This window comes from Streptosporangium sp. NPDC001681 (genome assembly GCF_040298085.1).
Lineage (GTDB): Bacteria > Actinomycetota > Actinomycetes > Streptosporangiales > Streptosporangiaceae > Streptosporangium.
This window is the reverse complement of sequence record NZ_JBEOZN010000042.1, coordinates 33,145-50,359: the sequence shown is the minus strand read 5'-3', so window position 1 is coordinate 50,359 and position 17,215 is coordinate 33,145. Positions and strand designations below refer to the sequence as shown.

Here is a 17,215-nt window from a genome sequence, read left to right as displayed (position 1 = left end):
ACTCAGTTCCCGTCCCTCTGCACGGAGTCGGGCTGGCCCGATCCGTTGGGAAGGATACCGTTACCCTCGGTCACCTGCTCACCGGGGGGAAGCGAGCCGTTGCCCGACTGCTCCTTGCGGGACAGGATCGGCGGGCGGTTGGAGGGCAGCCGCTTGCCGTAACCCGAGTAGGAGGGCCTCTTCTCCTTGACGACGACCGGGGCGAAGATCTGCAGGACCTGCTCGCGGGAGAGGGTCTCCTTCTCCATCAGCTCCAGCACCAGGTTGTCGAGCACGTCGCGGTATTCGACGAGGATCTCCCAGGCCTGGTCGTGGCCCGACTCGATGAGGCGGCGGACCTCCTCGTCGATCGTGGAGGCGATCTTCTCGGAGTAGTCGCGCTCATGACCCATCTCACGTCCGAGGAAGACCTCGGCGTTGCCGCTGCCGAACTTGCGGGCGCCGAGCTGCTCGCTCATGCCGTACTCGGTGACCATGCGGCGGGCGATGGAGGTGGCCTTCTCGATGTCGTTGGAGGCACCGGTGGTGGGCTCGTGGAAGACGAGCTCCTCAGCCGTGCGGCCACCGAGCAGCATCGCGAGCTGGTCCATCATCTCCGAGCGGGTCGCGAGGAACTTGTCCTCCATCGGCAGCGTCATCGTGTAGCCGAGGGCGCGTCCGCGGGACAGGATCGTGATCTTGTGGACCGGGTCGGAGTTGGGCAGCGCGTGCGCGACCAGGGCGTGACCGCCCTCGTGGTACGCGATGATCTTCTTTTCCTGGTCCGACATGACGCGGGACTTGCGCTCGGGACCGGCCATCACACGGTCGATGGACTCCTCAAGGAGCTCCATCGTGATCAGCTTCTGGTCGGCCCGCGCGGTGAGCAGCGCGGCCTCGTTGATCACGTTGGCCAGGTCGGCGCCGGTGAAACCGGGCGTCCTGCGGGCGATGATGTCGAGGTCGACGCCCTCGGCGAACGGCTTGCCGCGACCGTGCACCTTGAGGATGCCCTTGCGGCCCTCCAGGTCGGGGCGGTCGACGGTGACCTGGCGGTCGAAACGGCCGGGGCGCAGCAGCGCCGGGTCGAGGATGTCGGGCCGGTTGGTCGCGGCGATCAGGATCACGCCGCCCTTGACGTCGAAGCCGTCCATCTCGACGAGGAGCTGGTTCAGCGTCTGCTCGCGCTCGTCGTGACCACCACCGAGACCGGCGCCGCGGTGGCGGCCCACCGCGTCGATCTCGTCGATGAAGATGATCGCCGGGGCGTTCGCCTTGGCCTGCTCGAACAGGTCGCGGACTCGCGAGGCGCCGACGCCGACGAACATCTCCACGAAGTCGGAACCGGAGATGGAGTAGAACGGCACCCCGGCCTCACCGGCGACGGCCCTGGCGAGCAGGGTCTTACCGGTTCCCGGCGGGCCGTAGAGCAGCACACCCTTGGGGATCTTGGCGCCGATCGCCTGGAACTTGGCCGGGGCCTGCAGGAACTCCTTGATCTCCTGGAGTTCCTCGATGGCCTCGTCGGCACCCGCGACGTCGGCGAAGGTGGTCTTCGGAGTGTCCTTGGTGATGAGTTTGGCCTTCGACTTACCGAAGTTCATCACCCGGGAGCCGCCGCCCTGCATCTGGTTCATGATGAACAGGAAGATCAGCACGATGAAGACGATCGGCAGGAAGCTCACCAGGAGGCTGAGGAGGAAGTTCTCCTTGGGCACGTCGACGTTGTAGCCCTTGTCCAGCTTCTTCGCCCCGACCGCGGTCTGGAGCTGGTCGGCGAGCTGAACGCCCTGGCCGGTCACCCACGAGGAGTAGTAGCGCTTGCCGTCGGTCAGCGTGACCTCGATGCGCTGTTCCTTGTCGATGATCTTCGCGTTGGAGACCTTGCCCTCATCGATCCAGCTGATGATCTGAGAGGTGTCTCTCTTCTCGAAGTTGCCGTCGCCGCCCCACATGGTGGTGACGAGAAGCAGCAGAACGACGATGCCCAGGATCCACAGCAGTGGCCCACGTGTAAATCGCTTGAGATCCATCCGATGCGGAACCCCGGCGGGCCCGTCCCTTCCTGACCAGAGCCTGGCAACCCCGGGCGGACCCGGGGTTCGCGGTATCCCTAACCGCTCCAACTGACTGTCCGAAAGCGGCGGAGGCCACCTCTTCGGTCGTCCGAAGGTACACCGGCGTGGCGTGCGGGGTCACCGCGCGGACAGCACCGGCTTTCCCTACCAACGTACGTCAGGTAGGTCCGTGTTCCCCGCCGCTATGGGCAATGTCGCGTTTGTGAATGACACACTTCGCGCAGGGCGTACTTTTCACTCCGCTCCATACACGTGCGGCGCGAGAGTTCCGATGAAGGGGAGGTTGCGGTAGCGCTCGGCGTAGTCGAGGCCATAACCGATGACGAACTCGTTGGGAATGTCAAAACCGACGTACTTGACGTCGATCGGCACCTTGACCGCGTCCGGCTTGCGCAGCGCTGCGCAGATCTCCACCGAGGCGGGGTTGCGCGACTTCAGGTTGTGCACCAGCCACGACAGGGTCAGGCCCGAGTCGATGATGTCCTCGACGACCAGCACGTGACGGCCGGCGATGTCGGTGTCGAGATCCTTGAGCACCCGCACGACGCCCGACGACCTGGTGCCCGCTCCGTAGGACGACACCGCCATCCAGTCCATCTGCACCGGCACGTGCAGGGCCCTCGCCAGGTCCGCCATCACCATGACCGCGCCCTTGAGCACGCCCACGATCAGCAGATCCCTGCCCGCGTAGTCCTCGTCTATCCGGCTCGCGAGCTCCTTGATCTTGGCCTGGAGCTCTTCCTCGGGGATGAGGACCTTCGAGAGGTCCTTGCCCATGTCGGCTGCGTCCACCTGGGATTTTCCTTACGAAACGGGGCTGATTGACTGTCTGGCGAGTATCAGGGTGTCATACCGGCGGATCGCCCCCACCCCCCCGGGCACCTCTATCCGCCGCTGTCCCCGCCACTGTGTGACCAGACGGTCCACCTGCAGGACGTGCGAGGCCGCGAGAGTGCCGGGCGGCGCCCCCGCGTCGATCGCCGCTCTCCGCAGCACCCTGCGGCGCACGGCCGCGGGAAGGCGTTCCAGGTCCCGTACGGCCATCGTCACCACTCCGATATCGCTAAGAGCGCAATCGCGTACCGCGACGCGGGCGTAGACCTCGGCGGCCCAGGCGTCGAGCGCGTCGGCGTCGTCACGGCAGAGGTCGGCGGTCCTGGCAAGCGCCTCGGCGACGCCGGGGCCGAGTTCGTCCTCCAGGGCGGGGAGCAGCCGCTCGCGGACCCGGACCCGGGCGTAGCGGGCGTCGAGGTTGTGCGGGTCGTCCCACGGGGACAGGCCGAGCGCCGCGCAGGCCGCCACCGTCGTCGCGCGGCCGAGCTCCAGCAGCGGCCGCCGGTAGACACCGGTCCGCGCGGGCATCCCGGCCAGCGACCGGGTACCGCTCCCCCTGGCCAGCCTGAGCAGCACGGTCTCCGCCTGGTCGTCCCTGGTGTGCCCGAGCAGCACGACCGCCGCCCCGAGCCGCTCGGCGGCCTGTGACAGAGCCGCGTACCTGGCCGCTCTGGCCGCCGCCTCAGGACCTCCCGAGGTGCCGACGGAGACCGCGAGCGCCTCGGCGAGGTCGAGCCCCAGACCGGGCGCGAGCCGTACCACGTCGGCCGCGCGCTCCCCGGAGCCCGCCTGCAGGCCGTGGTCGACGGTCAGCAGACCGGCGCGGAGCCCGGCCCTGGGCGCGGTGAAACCCAGCGCGGCGGCCAGGGCCAGGGAGTCGGCGCCACCGCTGCACGCGGCCAGCACCAGCTCGCCCGGTTCCAGGTCGCCCAGCGCGTGCCGTACGGCACGGCGGACGTCTGCGACGGCGGGATGCGGACCCATGCTCGCCATTCTCCGGCCTCGGACGGGGGTGCGGCACCGCGCGAGGCGGCGCCGTCCCCCACGTGCCCCCCTGGGCTCTCCCGGGGGACGGACACCTCAGCCGGGAGTGCCGCTGGCCTCGGAGATGGCCGGGGCGTCGATCACCCTGGCGATCCACCGCTCGGGCTTGGAGATCTCTCCCTGGGTGGGAAGGGTCTCGGGCGAGGTCCAGACCTTGTTGAAGCCGTCGATGCCCACCTGGCCCACGACGGTGCGGACGAAGGCCGATCCCTCGGCGTACTGCTTCATCTTGAGGTCGAGGCCGAGCAGCTTGCGGATCGTGCGGTCGAAGCGGGAACCACCCTCGCGGCGGTGGTGGAACTTGGCCCGGATGTCGGCGACCGAGGGGACCACCGAGGGGCCGACCGCGTCCATGACGTAGTCGCCGTGCCCCTCGACCAGGGTCATCACCGCGGTGAGCCGGTCGAGGATCACTTTCTGCTCGGGCGTCTGGATCGCGTCGATCAGATTGCCCTCGCCGCCCCTGATGACGTCCGTGAACGTGCCGGCGGCCGAGCGGAGCCGCTCCAGCAGGGCGGGCAGGTCGATGTCGGAGGCCAGCAGGAAGTCCGTCGTCTGCGTCCTGACGTACTCGCGCAGCCAGTGGACCCCGGTGAACTGCACCCGGTGGGTCTCCTCGTGCAGGCAGACCCAGAGACGGAAGTCACTCGGGTTGACGTTGAGCTCGTGCTCGGCGTGGACGATGTTGGGTGCCACCAGGGTGAGGCGCCCCGTGGCCGCCTGGCCGGTCGGGTCCGGCGGCAGGAACAACTCGTACTGCCCGAGGACACGGGAGGCGAGAAAGGCCAGCACCGCGCCCACCTCGACCCCGGTGACGCGTGAGCCCACCGCGCCCACGATCGCCGGCGTCTGGCCACCGCGGGCGGCCATCCGCTCGGTGAGCGGCTCCAGCACCACCCGGAACCCGTCGACGTTGGCCTTGATCCAGCCGGGCCTGTCGACGACGGTCGCGGGCTGCGGCGCGGTCTCGGTGTCGATTCGGGTGAACTCGCGAACGTGCCCTTCGGCCTCGCGCGAGAGCCGCCGCAGATCAGCGACGGCCTGCCGGGCCTCCTCTCGGCTCACTTGCGGCCCGGGGCGCACCAGGCGCGTTCCGGTCGCTACGGCAAGATCCCAGTCGATCACCTGCATACCGTCCACCGTACGTGCTCCCTTCCCGGGCCGCGCACCCGGAACCCTTGATCAACTGGCGGCCACCGCCGCCGCGAGCCTGTCGAGGGCCGCCTCCGCCTTGCCCCAGCCGGGTGGGACGTCGTCCGCCATGAAGGCGAAGGTCACCAGGCGTCCGGCACGCGTGGTGGTCATACCCGCCAGCGTGTTGACCCCGTCCAGGGTGCCCGTCTTGGCACGGACGAGCCCGTAGGCGGAGCGCGTCTTGTCGAACCTGTGCCCAAGGGTGCCGCTGAAGCCGGCGACCGGCATGCCGCTGACGATCGGGTTCAGGCCGGGGTTGGCCGGGGAGGCCGCCACCGCGACCAGGCGGGCCAGGGCCTCGGGGGTGATGCGGTTCCTGGGGGACAACCCGCTGCCGTCGAAGACCCGCACGCCCTTGTCGGCGCCGAGCCTGGCCAGCACCTTGCCGACCGCCCGGGCGCCGCCGTCGAAGGAGGCGGGCTCGCCCTCCTTGATCGCCACGTGCCTGGCCAGCGCCTCGGAGAGGTCGTTGTCGCTGAGCGTGAGCGCCCGCTCGGCCAGGGCGTAGACCGGCGCGGATTCGACCCTGGCGATCTCCTTGGCACCGGCCGGCGCCGTGGACCGCCTGGCGGACTTGGAAACCGTGATGCCGTACTTCGACAGCAGCGACACGAACGCGCTGTGCGCCGCGCGGGAGGGGTCGGAGGTTCTCTGGTCGCCGCTGGAGATCCTGCCCTCGTCGACCATGAGCGCGGTGACGGGGGCCACGCTGCCCTCGGGCACGTAGCCGGGCTTCCACGACGCGGCGGTGCGCGGCCCCACGTAGAGGGAGTCGTCGTAGGCCACCGTCACCTTGGACGTCCCCGCCGCCGCCAGCGCCCTGGCGGTGCGCGAGGCGAGGGTGGCGAGCGAGGCGGGCCTGGGATAGACCTGGCCGGCCGCCGTTCTCGGGCTCGCCAGGGTGGGGTCGCCGCCGCCGACGAGGATGATCGAGCCCGGCGAGGAGCCCCGCACCACCCGGGTGCTCAGCGTGGTGTCGGGCCCCAGCGAGGCCAGCGCGGCGACAGCGGTGACGACCTTGGTGGTGGAGGCGGGAGTGATGCCCTTGCTCTCGTGGCTGCCGAACAGCGTGGCGCCCGTCTCCGCGTCGATGACCACGGCTCCGACGCTTCCGCCCAGAGCGGGGTCCCCCAACGCCTCGGTCAACCGCCCTGCCAAAGTACCCTTGGCGGGGAGAGGTCCGTTCCCCCCCGCGGCCAGCACCGGACCCGAGGTGATGACCGGGACGGGGGGCGGCGCCGCCGACGCGACACGCTCGGACTCACCTTTGACCAGCACACCGCTGGTGATCAGGTGTGCCCCGGCCGCGACGACGAAAATCTGCAGCAGGACGAGAGTGACCAAAGCCACCCACCGCTCACGCCGCATTACCATTACGTCGCCGACCTCTCATCGTCAGTAGCCAAAAGGCATAAAACGCCTACGAGACATTAACGCCCAACCGGGGGTGCCCGGGGGTCTGAGTGGAGGAAACGCGGTGGAGTTCGACGTTCTCGTTGAGATTCCCAAGGGGCAACGGAACAAGTACGAGGTGGACCACGAGTCAGGCCGCATCAGGCTCGACCGCATGCTCTTCACCTCCACGCAGTACCCCGCCGACTACGGCTTCATCGAAGACACGCTGGGCGAGGACGGTGATCCCCTCGACGCCCTGGTGCTGCTCCAGGAGCCGACCTTCCCCGGCTGCCTGATCAAGTGCCGCGCGGTCGGCATGTTCCGCATGACCGACGAGAAGGGCGGCGACGACAAGGTCCTCTGCGTCCCCGCCACCGACCCCCGGATGGAGCACATCCGCGACATCCACCACGTGCCGGAGTTCGACCGCCTGGAGATCCAGCACTTCTTCGAGGTCTACAAGGACCTGGAGCCCGGCAAGTCGGTCGAGGGCGCCAACTGGGTCGGCAGGGTGGAGGCCGAGGAGGAGATCGTCCGTTCCATCAAGCGCGCCCAGGACGAGGCCTCCGACAAGCACTGAGCCGCCACGGGTGACGGCTCAGTGCCGCTGAACCACCGCTGAGCCGTCACACCGGACAGGTCTCACGCGGGGCGGGTCGCGCCGATGAGGTCGCTGCGCCACATCGGCGCGACCCGGACCACGTCCCCCGTCTGCGGGGCGTGCACCATCAGCCCCCGGCCGACGTAGATCCCCACATGGTGGATGTCTCCGGGATTCCCCGTGACCTGCCCGTAGAAGAGCAGGTCGCCCCGGCGGAGCTCGCTGAGCCGCACGTGCGGGCCCGAGGTCCACTGGGTGCCGGTCCAGTGGTCCATGTCGATCCCGACCCGCTCCCAGGCCCGCATGGTCAGCCCCGAGCAGTCGTAGGCGGCCGGCCCGTCGGCCGCCCACACGTACGGCTTGTCGAGCTGGGTGAGCGCCCAGTCGGCGGCGATGTCGCCCCTGGCCGACTCGGCGGTCACGTTGAGCGCCCAGCGCGACACGGGCTCCCCCGAGGCCACTCCCATCCGAGCCGCCTCGCGGCGCATCGCGGCCGCCTGGTATCGGGCACGCTCGGCGTTCTCCCTGGCGATCCTGGCCTGCTCCAGGGCCACCTCGCGTTCCCTGGCGAGCTTCTCGGCCGTACTCCGCGCCTCGTCGGCCAGCTTCTCCAGCCGCGCCTGCTCCTCTTCGATCCGCCGGGTCTCGTCGACCTGTCTGGCGACGGCCTCCTCCGCGGCCTGCTTCGCCTCCTCGGCCTCCGCCTGCGCCTCCCGCTGCTCGGCGTACGCGTCCTCCGCCTGGGCCTGGAGGATGGCGAAGACCTCCTGGGACTCCCGCAGCTGCTTGAGCGTCTCGGCCTGCCCCCCACCCATGTGGGCCAGAATGCTGACCCTGCGCAGGTAGCCGTCGTCCGTGGGTCCGCCGTTGCCGGTCATCATGGCCATCATGGGCTGGGCGATGTCCAGCCCGCCGTAGCTCTGGGCGGTGATCGCGGCCACCGCCTCGCGGGCCTTGGCGACCTGGGAGCCGGCGGTCTTCGCCCGCTCGGCCGCCTGGGCGGAGAGCTCCTTGGCGCGAGCCGTCTTGACGAGCTCCCCGTTGTACGACTCGACGAGCCTCTCCGCGTCGGCGACGAGCTCCTCCAGCCTGGCCCGTGCCTCGGCGACCAGGACCGTGGTCTCGCCGAGCCTCTCACCACGCTCACGGGCCATGGCCCGTGCCTCGGCGACCTCGTCGGCCGACGGGCCCGTCACGCCGCCGGGCGCGGCGTCGTCGGCCGGTCCCGACCGGCCGGGCACGGCGCCGGCGGGGAGCCCCTGTCCGGCGATCAGGCAGCAGGCCAGGCCCGCCACTGCGGCGGCATGGCGGCGCCGTCTGACTGAATGCATGCGTCTCCCCCCGGAGTCCCCCTGAAACACCGCTTGCCGCGGTCTCACCGCGGAACGCGGCGCGTCGCCGCGTGCCAGGCGGCCTACCTCAACATTCCCATTCGTCACTCTACGCACACATGGCACTCACGCCACGTAGTCACCGCCCGCCACAATACCGCCGCTCGTGAGGGGCTCGGCCCGTACCGCCGAAGGGATGCCGAAAGCGTCTCGACGCTCAGACGGCCGGCGTCCTGCCGCCCGGAGGCCGCTCGGCGAGGGGCGTGACCGGCCCTTCCGGTGAGGTGGAAGGGCCGGAGAACGCGGGAGAGCCGGGCTGCGCGGGTGGAGCGGGATTCGATCCGGTGAATGCCGGCCGGGAGGCGTCCGGGGACCGCCGCTGAGCGGCCCTCGGCCGGCCGAGGTCTCCCCGCGGCCCGGAACGCGGAGGTCTCAGGTCTCCCCGCGACGGCCCGGGGCCGGCGGACGGAGCCTGCGGATCGGCGAGCGGCGGTATGGGACCGGCATACGGCGGCCGAGGATTCGCCCGTGGCGGCCGGGGGTCCGCCTGCGGAGGTCCCGGAGCCCCCTGAGGGGGCCGGGGGGTCACCCGGGGTGGCCTGTGCTCTCCTCGCGGGGGCCTCGGGCCGCCCCGCCAAGGCGCCGGGCTCGCCTGCGGGCCGCCCGGGTCCGTCGATCGCCGTGTGTCGCGGCAGGGGCGGAAGGACCGGTGTCCGTGGTGGTCACGGTGCGGGAGGCGGCTGTCCGGCGCACCGGCCCCGGGAGCCCCCGGCAACACCGGCCCGCCACCCGAAGGCCCGCCGGTCGAAGGCCCGTTGCCCGGTGGTGGGGGCGGGGTCTCCGCCGGGTGGCCGGTCGGGCCCGGCACCGGCACCCGACGGTCGATCTCGGGGCCGGGCCCGGTGACGCCGACCGGCTCCGTCACTCCGGGCGAGCCGGTCCACCCGACGGCCGTTTCCGCGCGGACGGGCGCCGGCGCCTGCGGCGCGTCCACCCGTCGGTGCTCCCCTGGCCGGCCGGGCTCCTCGGACCCGCGGTACTCCCCCGGCCTCTGGTGCTCATCCGGCCGCTGGGCGGCCGGAGGCTCCGCCGACGCCGAGAACACCTCCGAGGCGACACCGGGGCTCGCGTCTTCGGACCGGAGGGTGGTCTGGGTGAGGAGCAGAGCGAGCGCCACCGACGCGGCGACCGCGGCCGCCGTACCGGCCATCACGTAGGGCCGGCGACGACCTCCGCGCGCCGTACCGGCGGGAAACCCGGCACCGTCGAGGGGGCCGACCCGGTGGGCGACGTCGTGCCGGTAGGGGATCCGCGCGGGGTCGGTGAAGCAGTCCGTCACCCGCGCGCGCAGCGTCGGCGGCGGCGCGACCACCGGGAGCAGGTCGAAGACCTTGGCCGCGGAGACCTGCCTGACCCGGTGCGGGGCGCAGGTGTCGCACCGGTTCACGTGGCGGATCACCCGCTCGCGCGTCCGCGTGGTGAGCTCGCCGGTGAAGCCGGCCAGCATGCGGGCCCGGCTCGCGCAGTCGTGGGGCCCCTTGCGGACGAGGACCTCCGCGGTGACGACGTCGCGCAGCTGCTCCCTCGCCGACTCGTACCGCGCGGCCGCGACCTTGGTGGTGACGCCCAGGACCGCGGCGAGGTCGACGGGCCCGAATCCGTGCCGGCAGCTCAGGTCGAGGACCTCCCGGTCCTCGGGCGACAGGCTTCGGGTGGCGTTCCACGCCATCACCCGCAGGTCCGCCTCACCGGCGTCCGCCGGAACGGGGACCTGCGGGTCAGGCTCCCCGGCAGGATCGCGCCGTACGCACTCCCCCCGAGCGAGTGCGTACAGCCACGCCTCCAGCCGACGGGAGTCGGTGAGCGCGTGAATATGGGCCTCGGCCGCGACGAAGGTGTCGAGGAACGCCGGTTCCGCACCCGCCGAGGTGCCGAGCATTGAATGGCAGTATCGGTAGACGCTTTCCGCATACGAGTCGTAGAGGCCGGAAAGGGCCGCGGGTTCCCTCGCACGCAGTGCTTCGACCAGGACACCGTCAGTCATGCAACCGAAGGTAAACGGTTGACAACTATAAGTTCCAGCCATTTCTGCACAGTGACTCCAACTGTCTCCATGGAGTCAATGAATCCAGTAAATCACCCCTCGCGACCCGTAGTCATAAATGTTGAAGAATGGCCATTTAGCTGAATTAATCGCGCTTATCGGTATGTCATGGAGAGGATTCCCGATCACGGGTGGCCGGCATTCGCGAGCGGGGCCTGCCTGCCCCGGTCCTTGGCGAACGGGGGCATCTTCGGCTTGACCGTGTGCAGGGGCAGCGCGCCGCCGAGGGCGAGCTGTTCGAAGGGGCGGCTGCTCGACCCCCAGGTGCGCGCGGTCACCTCGGCGGAGGCGATGTCGCGGGTGTTCTGGACACTCTTGATCTGCAGGATGAACCGGCGGTTCTCACCCGCCTGGAGGTTGTCCACGAACGTGCTCCCACCGCCGAGCAGCTTGCCCCGCTTGTCGCGCAGCAGCGCGGTGACGGCCAGGCTGCGGGTCGGCATCACGTACGGGGTGCCGACGTAGCCGGTGACGAGATAGTTGCCGTCGGCGGTGCGGTCGGTCAGCACGCCGCGGACCGGGAAGGGCTGGAAGGCCGAGACGATCCGGCCGGCCAGGTGCCAGCGGGCCGGGCGGTACGCGATGCTCACGGCGGCGGGCTTGTCCTGGGTCACCACCTGGCCGGTGAAGGGCAGGGTTCCGGCGGGAGGCACCGCGTCCAGCGGCTGTTCCAGCCGGACCACCTCCTTGCCCTCGGCGTTCTTGGCCACCACGGTGGCCACGATGTGCTCGCCGAAGTGCCACGGGTTGGTGTTGGCCAGCACTCCTGCCCAGTTCACCACATACCCATCGTCACCCTTGACGATGGACGATGCCTGTTCCCTGACTGCGATCGGCTGGAGCGCGGCGGCCCGCTTCTGCTTCTCCTCCTCATCGGTGCATCCGGCACTTCCGATGAGGAGGAGGAGGGCGAGGGCGCCGACGATTCGGGTGCTGTGCGTCACCTAGCCGTGATAACCGGTGGCGGTACCCCTCCCACTCCGACGCGCCGGGAACGACCCGAGTCTTTACCTCTGGCGGACCACCCTGGTCTCATCCCATACCGGTTCGGATGATTCGTAGACCTTTCCATCGGCACCGAAGACCAGATAGCGGTCGAAGTCATCGGCGAACCAACGGTCGTGGGTGACGGCGACCACGGTCCCGTCGAAGGCGTCCAGCCCTTCCTGGAGAGCCTCGGCGCTGGCCAGGTCGAGGTTGTCCGTCGGCTCGTCCAGCAGCAGCAGGGTGGTGCCGGACAGTTCGAGCAGCAGGATCTGCAGCCGGGCCTGCTGGCCGCCGGAGAGGGTCTCGAAGCGCTGCTCGGCGATGGTTCCGGCCAGTTCGTATCGGGACAGCGCCTTCATCGCCTCGTTCTTGAGCCGGGCGTGCTCGGTCATGACGATCTCGCAGGGCGTCCGGCCGATGAGCTCTGGACGGGCGTGCGTCTGAGCGAAATGCCCGGGGACGACCCGGGCGCCGAGCCTGGCCACCCCGGTGTGCCTGACCTCCTCCCCGGCGATCAGGCGCAGGAAGTGCGACTTGCCCGAGCCGTTGGAACCCAGCACCGCGACCCGCTCGCCGTACCAGATCTCCAGATCGAACGGCTTCATCAGGTCGGTGAGCTCAAGCCGTTCGCAGATCACCGCCCGCTTGGCGGTCCGGCCGCCCTTCAGCCGCATGCTGATGAACTGCTCCTTGGGCGCCGCCTCCGGCGGCCCGGCCTCCTCGAACCTGCGCAACCGGGTCTGGGCCGAGTGGTAGGCGGCGGCCATGGTGTCCATGTACTTGGCCTTCTGCTTGAGCATCAGGACCAGCCGCTTGATCTTGGCGTGCTCCTCGTCCCAGCGCTTCTTCAGCTCGTCGAGGCGCTCGTTGCGCTCCCTGCGCGCCTGGGCGTAGCCGCCGAACCCCCCGCCGTGGACCCAGATGTTGCCGGACTCGACGGTGATGATCCGGTCCGCCGCGTTGGCCAGGAGCTGCCGGTCGTGGCTGACCAGCACCACCGTCTTGGGGGTCTCGCGGAGCGCCTGCTCCAGCCAGAGCTTGCCCGGCACGTCGAGGTAGTTGTCCGGCTCGTCGAGCAGCAGCGTCTGGTCGGGGCCGCGCAGCAGCGCCTCCAGCACCAGCCGCTTCTGCTCACCGCCCGACAGCGTGTTGACCTCGCGGTACTTGCAGTTGTCGTACGGCATGCCGAGCGCGGCCATCGTGCAGGTGTCCCAGAGCACCTCGATGTCGTAGCCGCCGGCGTCGCTGTAGTCGGTGATGGCCTGCGCGTAGCGCATCTGGGCCTTCTCGTCCTCGCGCTCCATCATCACGAGCTCGGCGGCCTCGAGTTTCGCCGCCGCCTCCCGCACCCGCTGAGGGGCGACGCTGACCAGCAGGTCGTGCACGGACCGGCCGTCCCGGATGCTGCCGATGAACTGCCTCATGATCCCCAGGCCGCCGGAGCTGGCGACGCTCCCGTCGACCGGCTGCAGGTCACCCGCGATCAGCCGCATCAGCGTCGTCTTACCCGCCCCGTTGGGCCCGACGAGCGCCGCCTTGACCCCCTCGCCGACCCGGAAGGACACATCGTCCAGCAACGGCCGCCCGTCCGGCAGAACGTACGTCAGATGGCCAACCTCAACGTGCCCCACGACAATTCCCTTTCCTAGGCCCTCGCGCAGGGTACCCGTCGTTTTCGCCCACGGGCATCCTCGTTTTCCCGGTACGGCGGTTGCGGGACCGCCTGAGATCAGGCGGTCCCGATACCACGCCACGCGGTTTGTGATCATGACTCGGGGCGGACCAGCGTTACCAGGCCGCCGAGATCTCCTGCGGCGCGGCATCCGGGAAACCCGGGTCCAAGGGCTCCGGATGGACGAGGACGGTCACCTGACCGTCGTCCAGCCTGCTCAGCGGGTAGAGGTTCCCCTTGAAGAGCAGGTGGCGCCCGGTGGCGTCGTAGCGGATCAGGTTCCACCAGGGGATGTTCCTGTCGGGGTGCTCCGCGCTGAAAAGCGTACGGATCCTCCGACCGTCCATGACGGAGTACTCCTCGATCGTGTAGCGGTGCGGTCCCCGGCCGTCGGACAGGTACTTACGGCCGACCAGCATCCTGTGACCGTCCGGGCTGATCGCCGCGGCCTCCGGGGCGTCCACCCCCTGAGCCACCGTCCGGCTGGTTCCGAGCGTGTCACCGGCGGCGGTCGTGTCAAGGACCCGGGCCTGAGACATGACCACGAAGCCCAGCGTGCGGCGGTCGGCCGCCCACGACAGGCTCCAGAGGTTTCCGGCGGCGCTCGTCGTCCAGGTGCGCGTCGTCCCGGCTGGCAGATCGACGACCGTGAGCCGGGCTCCGGGACAGAAGCGCAGCGTCTTGCCCTTGCCGCACACCTTGCCGTCGACGCTGTAGGCCAGTCGGGTGCCGTCGTCCGTGACGGCGAGGGAGGACGCGGTCGTACCGGTCACCGGGGGGATCACATCGCGTGCCAGTTCGGTGACCTTCCCCCGCTCGTCGATCCGTAGCCGGTAGAACCACGTGGTGCTCACCGTCGTCTGGCGGGACCGCACGCTCTGGGCCACGTAGAACGTTCTGCCCTCTCCGGTTCCGGCGAGCAGATATCCGCCGGGCACGCCCCGGGTGCTTCCCTCCGGGGATCGAGGCATCACAACCCGGTCGGTGATCTTACCGTTGTGGGCGTCGCGGACCATCAACCCGTCATTTCCGGCGGTCAGCAGGAAACGAGGGCCGGACAAACCTTCCAGCGCGGGCCGTACCGGACCCGACCCACGCAACCCAGCCGCGACGGCGACACTCACCACCACGACGGCCAGAGCGGCCAGCAGCGGAGCCATGCGAAGAGATCCGCGAAGGCGACGAACGGCCTTCGGCCGTACCGCCTGGTCGGAGGGGCGCAGGGTCTCGGCACCCACCAGTCCGGCCCCGGCGGTAAAGGCGTCGCGGAGCCGGTCTTCGATCTGCGAAGTCATCGCTCCTCCTCCAGTTTCACAGCGAGCGTCTTGAGCGCGCGGGATGTGGTCGACTTCACCGTTCCACGGCTGACACCCATGACCTCGGCGATGTCCCCCTCCGACAGGTCGAGGTAGTAGCGCAGCACCACCGCCTCACGCTGACGGCGCGGCAGAGCGCGCACGGCCAGAAACACCTCGCGACGGGTCTCCCCCAGCAGAGCCTCGGCCTCCGCGGACCAGAACGGCACTTTCCGATCACCACCGAAACGCCGGGCGATCGCCCGGCGCCGGTGGACCATGCGGCAACCGTTGAGCACGGCCGTCCGCAGATAGGGCAGCATCTGACCGTGGTCGGTCAATCGGCTCCATCGGCGGTGAACCGCCGCGAAAGCATCCTGCACGATGTCCTCGGCCGTTTCCTGGTCCCCCACCAGCAGAAAAGCGAAGCGGACGAGGCCGAGACGGTGGGTCATGAACAAATCGGTGACGATGACGTCGGCCGGATCGGCCACCGCATGGAGCTCCGGTGGCGGTTCCTCCATCACACTCCTGATCTCAGACTGCATGCCTATTCCATGCCTGTCCCGCGATCAGGTTGCCTCAGGACGGCGGATTGACATCCTTCCCGGCGAAGCGGGACGGAGCGCTACCCCTCATGAGCAGCCAAGGTCCCTCGCTTCCCGACCGCACCTGCGACATCGCCCCGTGGCCGGCATGCACCTGACAGCCCGGGCACATCCCCTCCCCAACGGGGGCCAGGTTCACCGTTCAAGGGGTCATGGCTCGCAGGTGGGCCGGCCAACCTCGACATGCGCCACTGCGCTTCCCTCTTTCCAGGTCCCCGCGCAGGCTACATGCCGGTTTCCAGCCGGTACGGCCCGGCGATCCGGTCGTCACGCCCATGGCGGGCAGGTCTCCCCGATGCTCGTGAGCCGGTGAACTCTCCCTGGGACACATCGCCGCCAGGCCGGACGGGATCCCGCGTGGGCCCCCGCCGCGTTCACGGACGAGCATCCCGTCTCTCTCCGGCGAGAACCCGTTCCGGCTCTCCGGGAGACAGCAGGCATGGAACCACGAGGACTGAAATGACCGCGCAGCCGGTGGAAACGGCCGAGACGGACGACGCCGAGCTGATCCGCCGCTCGCGTGATGATCCTGAGCAGTTCGCCGTGCTGTTCGACCGCTACGCCCACCAGATCCACCACTACGTCGCCCGGCGGCTGAGCACCCAGGCGGCCGACGACATCACGGCGGAGACGTTCCTGACGGCTTTCCGCCGTCGCGACTCCTACGACCTGGCCCGGCCGCTGGCCAGGCCCTGGTTGTACGGCATCGCGACCACCCTGGTCGCCAGGCACCGGCGCGACGAGGAGCGGTTCCTGCGGGCGCTGAGCCGTACGGGGGCGGACCCGCTGCCGGAGCCGATGGCAGACACGGTGATCAGCCGCGTCGCCGCGCAGGAAGAGGAGCGACGGATCGCGAAGGCGTTGGCGGGGCTGTCGCGCGGTGACCGTGACGTGCTGCTGCTGGTGGCGTGGGGTGACCTGTCCTACGAGGAGGTCGCGCAGGCGCTCGGCGTCCCGGTAGGGACCGTGCGCTCCCGGCTGCACCGCGCGCGCAAGAAGGCAAGGACCGCCTTCGGCGGCGACCCGACCCGGGAGGAGAAGCAGTGAAAGAGATCCAGCGGTTCCGCGCGTCCGTTCCGACGATCACCCGCGAGGCGGAGGAGTCGGCCCGTGCCCGCCTCCTGCACGAGATCCACGCCCTGCCCGCGCCCGCGCGGCGGCGCCTGCCCCGGCTGGCCTGGAGGGTCGCGCTCGCCGGTGCGCTCTCGGTGCTGATCGGTGTCGGTACGGTCCGATTGCAGGCGCCCCCGGCAACGCCCGTGGCCAGCGTCCAGGAGCTCAGCGAGCGCGCGGCCGAGGCGGCCGAAGTCCGCGGCGGGGTGAAGCCCTCGCCGGACCAGTGGCTGTACATCAGGGAGAAGCTGGCCGCGCCCGGCGACGGGTTCGGGGTGAATCTCGATGAGCGCACCACCAGTGAGATCTGGACCAGTGTGAACGGCGAGCAGATCGCCTGGTATCGGCCCGGCGGCGAACTGCTCGTTCAGGGCACCCATCCCGGAATCTCCGCAGCCGACCTGGCCGCGCCTCCCGTCACCCCACAGGAGCTGCTCAGCCGGATCGACAAGGTCACGGCGGAGTCCATGGCCAGGATGTTCAACAGCGATGGCAGCCCTCATGAGGAGTCCAGGGAGCAGCGGCTCTTCCAGGCGATCTACCAGCTCATGGGCGAGCAGGCACTCAGCCCGGAGGTACGCGCCGCCCTGTTCCGCGCACTGCCCCTGATCGAGGGAGTGGCCGTGCGTCCGGATGCCGTGGACGCCGAGGGCCGGCACGGGGTGGCCTTCAGCTACACCGACGACTGGGCACGCTACGAGCTCATCCTGAGCCCGGATGATTTCCGCTACCTGGGGACGTACGGGGTCACTGTCGCGGACCGCACGATCAAGTACACGGACTCGGACCCGGTCTTCGTAGCGGCGGGCACCTCTCTCGTGCTCAGCGCCCGACTGGAGGCCCACCTGGTCGACAAGGCCGGGCAACGGCCTTAGGACATCCTGGCCGATCGCCCCCCTTCCAGCGCAGGCAGGGGGTCATGTCCCGCACGTGGGCCGGCCGACCTCGACGTGCCCCACTGCGATTCCCTTCCTAGGTCC

General features: G+C 69.9%; 14 protein-coding genes. 3 read left to right on the top strand and 11 right to left on the bottom strand.

What is annotated here, in order from left to right:
• Window positions 1-2 precede the first annotated feature (2 nt).
• The 5 genes from ftsH to dacB form a co-directional block, all read right to left on the bottom strand.
• The gene (gene ftsH, locus ABT130_RS20575) at window positions 3-2,012 is read right to left on the bottom strand and encodes an ATP-dependent zinc metalloprotease FtsH (protein WP_350925590.1); all 2,010 of its coding nucleotides are present in this window, start codon (window positions 2,010-2,012) and stop codon (window positions 3-5) included.
• Between the two features lie 279 nt (window positions 2,013-2,291).
• The gene (hpt, locus tag ABT130_RS20570; RefSeq protein ID WP_350925588.1) at window positions 2,292-2,849 is read right to left on the bottom strand and encodes a hypoxanthine phosphoribosyltransferase; all 558 of its coding nucleotides are present in this window, start codon (window positions 2,847-2,849) and stop codon (window positions 2,292-2,294) included.
• Between the two features lie 12 nt (window positions 2,850-2,861).
• Window positions 2,862-3,875 (bottom strand): tRNA lysidine(34) synthetase TilS, encoded by a 1,014-nt coding sequence (gene tilS / locus ABT130_RS20565; RefSeq protein WP_350957382.1) that lies wholly within the window; start codon window positions 3,873-3,875, stop codon window positions 2,862-2,864.
• A 96-nt stretch (window positions 3,876-3,971) separates the two neighbouring features.
• The gene (locus tag ABT130_RS20560; protein ID WP_350957403.1) at window positions 3,972-5,066 is read right to left on the bottom strand and encodes an Rv3626c family coenzyme F420 biosynthesis-associated protein; all 1,095 of its coding nucleotides are present in this window, start codon (window positions 5,064-5,066) and stop codon (window positions 3,972-3,974) included.
• A gap of 51 nt (window positions 5,067-5,117) precedes the next feature.
• Complete coding sequence (dacB, locus tag ABT130_RS20555; RefSeq protein ID WP_350957379.1) at window positions 5,118-6,479, bottom strand: D-alanyl-D-alanine carboxypeptidase/D-alanyl-D-alanine endopeptidase; 1,362 nt, start codon at window positions 6,477-6,479, stop codon at window positions 5,118-5,120.
• Window positions 6,480-6,606: 127 nt separating this feature from the next.
• Between dacB and ABT130_RS20550 the strand changes: the two genes are divergently transcribed.
• Window positions 6,607-7,104, top strand: a complete 498-nt coding sequence (locus ABT130_RS20550; RefSeq protein WP_350925582.1) for an inorganic diphosphatase — start codon at window positions 6,607-6,609, stop codon at window positions 7,102-7,104.
• A 62-nt stretch (window positions 7,105-7,166) separates the two neighbouring features.
• On the opposite strand, the gene ABT130_RS20545 is transcribed toward ABT130_RS20550, so the two are convergent.
• The 6 genes from ABT130_RS20545 to ABT130_RS20520 form a co-directional block, all read right to left on the bottom strand.
• Window positions 7,167-8,456 (bottom strand): C40 family peptidase, encoded by a 1,290-nt coding sequence (locus tag ABT130_RS20545; RefSeq protein ID WP_350925580.1) that lies wholly within the window; start codon window positions 8,454-8,456, stop codon window positions 7,167-7,169.
• Between the two features lie 217 nt (window positions 8,457-8,673).
• The gene (locus tag ABT130_RS20540; RefSeq protein ID WP_350957376.1) at window positions 8,674-10,500 is read right to left on the bottom strand and encodes an RNA polymerase sigma factor; all 1,827 of its coding nucleotides are present in this window, start codon (window positions 10,498-10,500) and stop codon (window positions 8,674-8,676) included.
• Window positions 10,501-10,685: 185 nt separating this feature from the next.
• Complete coding sequence (locus tag ABT130_RS20535; protein ID WP_350925576.1) at window positions 10,686-11,504, bottom strand: hypothetical protein; 819 nt, start codon at window positions 11,502-11,504, stop codon at window positions 10,686-10,688.
• 63 nt (window positions 11,505-11,567) lie between these two features.
• Entirely contained in the window at window positions 11,568-13,178 is a 1,611-nt protein-coding gene (locus ABT130_RS20530; RefSeq protein ID WP_350957373.1) for an ABC-F family ATP-binding cassette domain-containing protein, read from the bottom strand.
• 157 nt (window positions 13,179-13,335) lie between these two features.
• Window positions 13,336-14,514 carry a hypothetical protein gene (locus ABT130_RS20525; protein ID WP_350957370.1) on the bottom strand — a complete coding sequence of 393 codons (1,179 nt, stop codon included), beginning with the start codon at window positions 14,512-14,514 and terminating at the stop codon, window positions 13,336-13,338.
• Entirely contained in the window at window positions 14,511-15,038 is a 528-nt protein-coding gene (locus ABT130_RS20520; RefSeq protein ID WP_350957401.1) for a SigE family RNA polymerase sigma factor, read from the bottom strand. Before ABT130_RS20520 ends, ABT130_RS20525 begins: the two co-directional genes overlap by 4 nt.
• 543 nt (window positions 15,039-15,581) lie before the next feature.
• Here ABT130_RS20520 and ABT130_RS20515 point away from each other — a divergent pair.
• Together ABT130_RS20515 and ABT130_RS20510 are read left to right on the top strand one after the other, a co-directional pair.
• On the top strand, window positions 15,582-16,169 hold the full coding sequence (locus ABT130_RS20515; protein ID WP_350957368.1) for an RNA polymerase sigma factor: 588 nt from the start codon (window positions 15,582-15,584) through the stop codon (window positions 16,167-16,169).
• Complete coding sequence (locus tag ABT130_RS20510) at window positions 16,166-17,110, top strand: CU044_5270 family protein (protein WP_350957365.1); 945 nt, start codon at window positions 16,166-16,168, stop codon at window positions 17,108-17,110. Before ABT130_RS20515 ends, ABT130_RS20510 begins: the two co-directional genes overlap by 4 nt.
• The last annotated feature ends 105 nt before the right edge of the window (window positions 17,111-17,215 follow it).

Bases quoted from the DNA above. Each gene is read 5' to 3' on its own strand.
- ABT130_RS20560 (WP_350957403.1), bottom strand. From the start codon at position 5,066: ATGCAGGTGATCGACTGGGATCTTGCCGTAGCGACCGGAACGCGCCTG.
- ABT130_RS20525 (WP_350957370.1), bottom strand. From the start codon at position 14,514: ATGACTTCGCAGATCGAAGACCGGCTCCGCGACGCCTTTACCGCCGGG.
- ABT130_RS20520 (WP_350957401.1), bottom strand. From the start codon at position 15,038: ATGGAGGAACCGCCACCGGAGCTCCATGCGGTGGCCGATCCGGCCGAC.
- ABT130_RS20515 (WP_350957368.1), top strand. From the start codon at position 15,582: ATGACCGCGCAGCCGGTGGAAACGGCCGAGACGGACGACGCCGAGCTG.
- ftsH (WP_350925590.1), bottom strand. From the start codon at position 2,012: ATGGATCTCAAGCGATTTACACGTGGGCCACTGCTGTGGATCCTGGGC.
- ABT130_RS20545 (WP_350925580.1), bottom strand. From the start codon at position 8,456: ATGCATTCAGTCAGACGGCGCCGCCATGCCGCCGCAGTGGCGGGCCTG.
- ABT130_RS20540 (WP_350957376.1), bottom strand. From the start codon at position 10,500: ATGACTGACGGTGTCCTGGTCGAAGCACTGCGTGCGAGGGAACCCGCG.
- tilS (WP_350957382.1), bottom strand. From the start codon at position 3,875: ATGGGTCCGCATCCCGCCGTCGCAGACGTCCGCCGTGCCGTACGGCAC.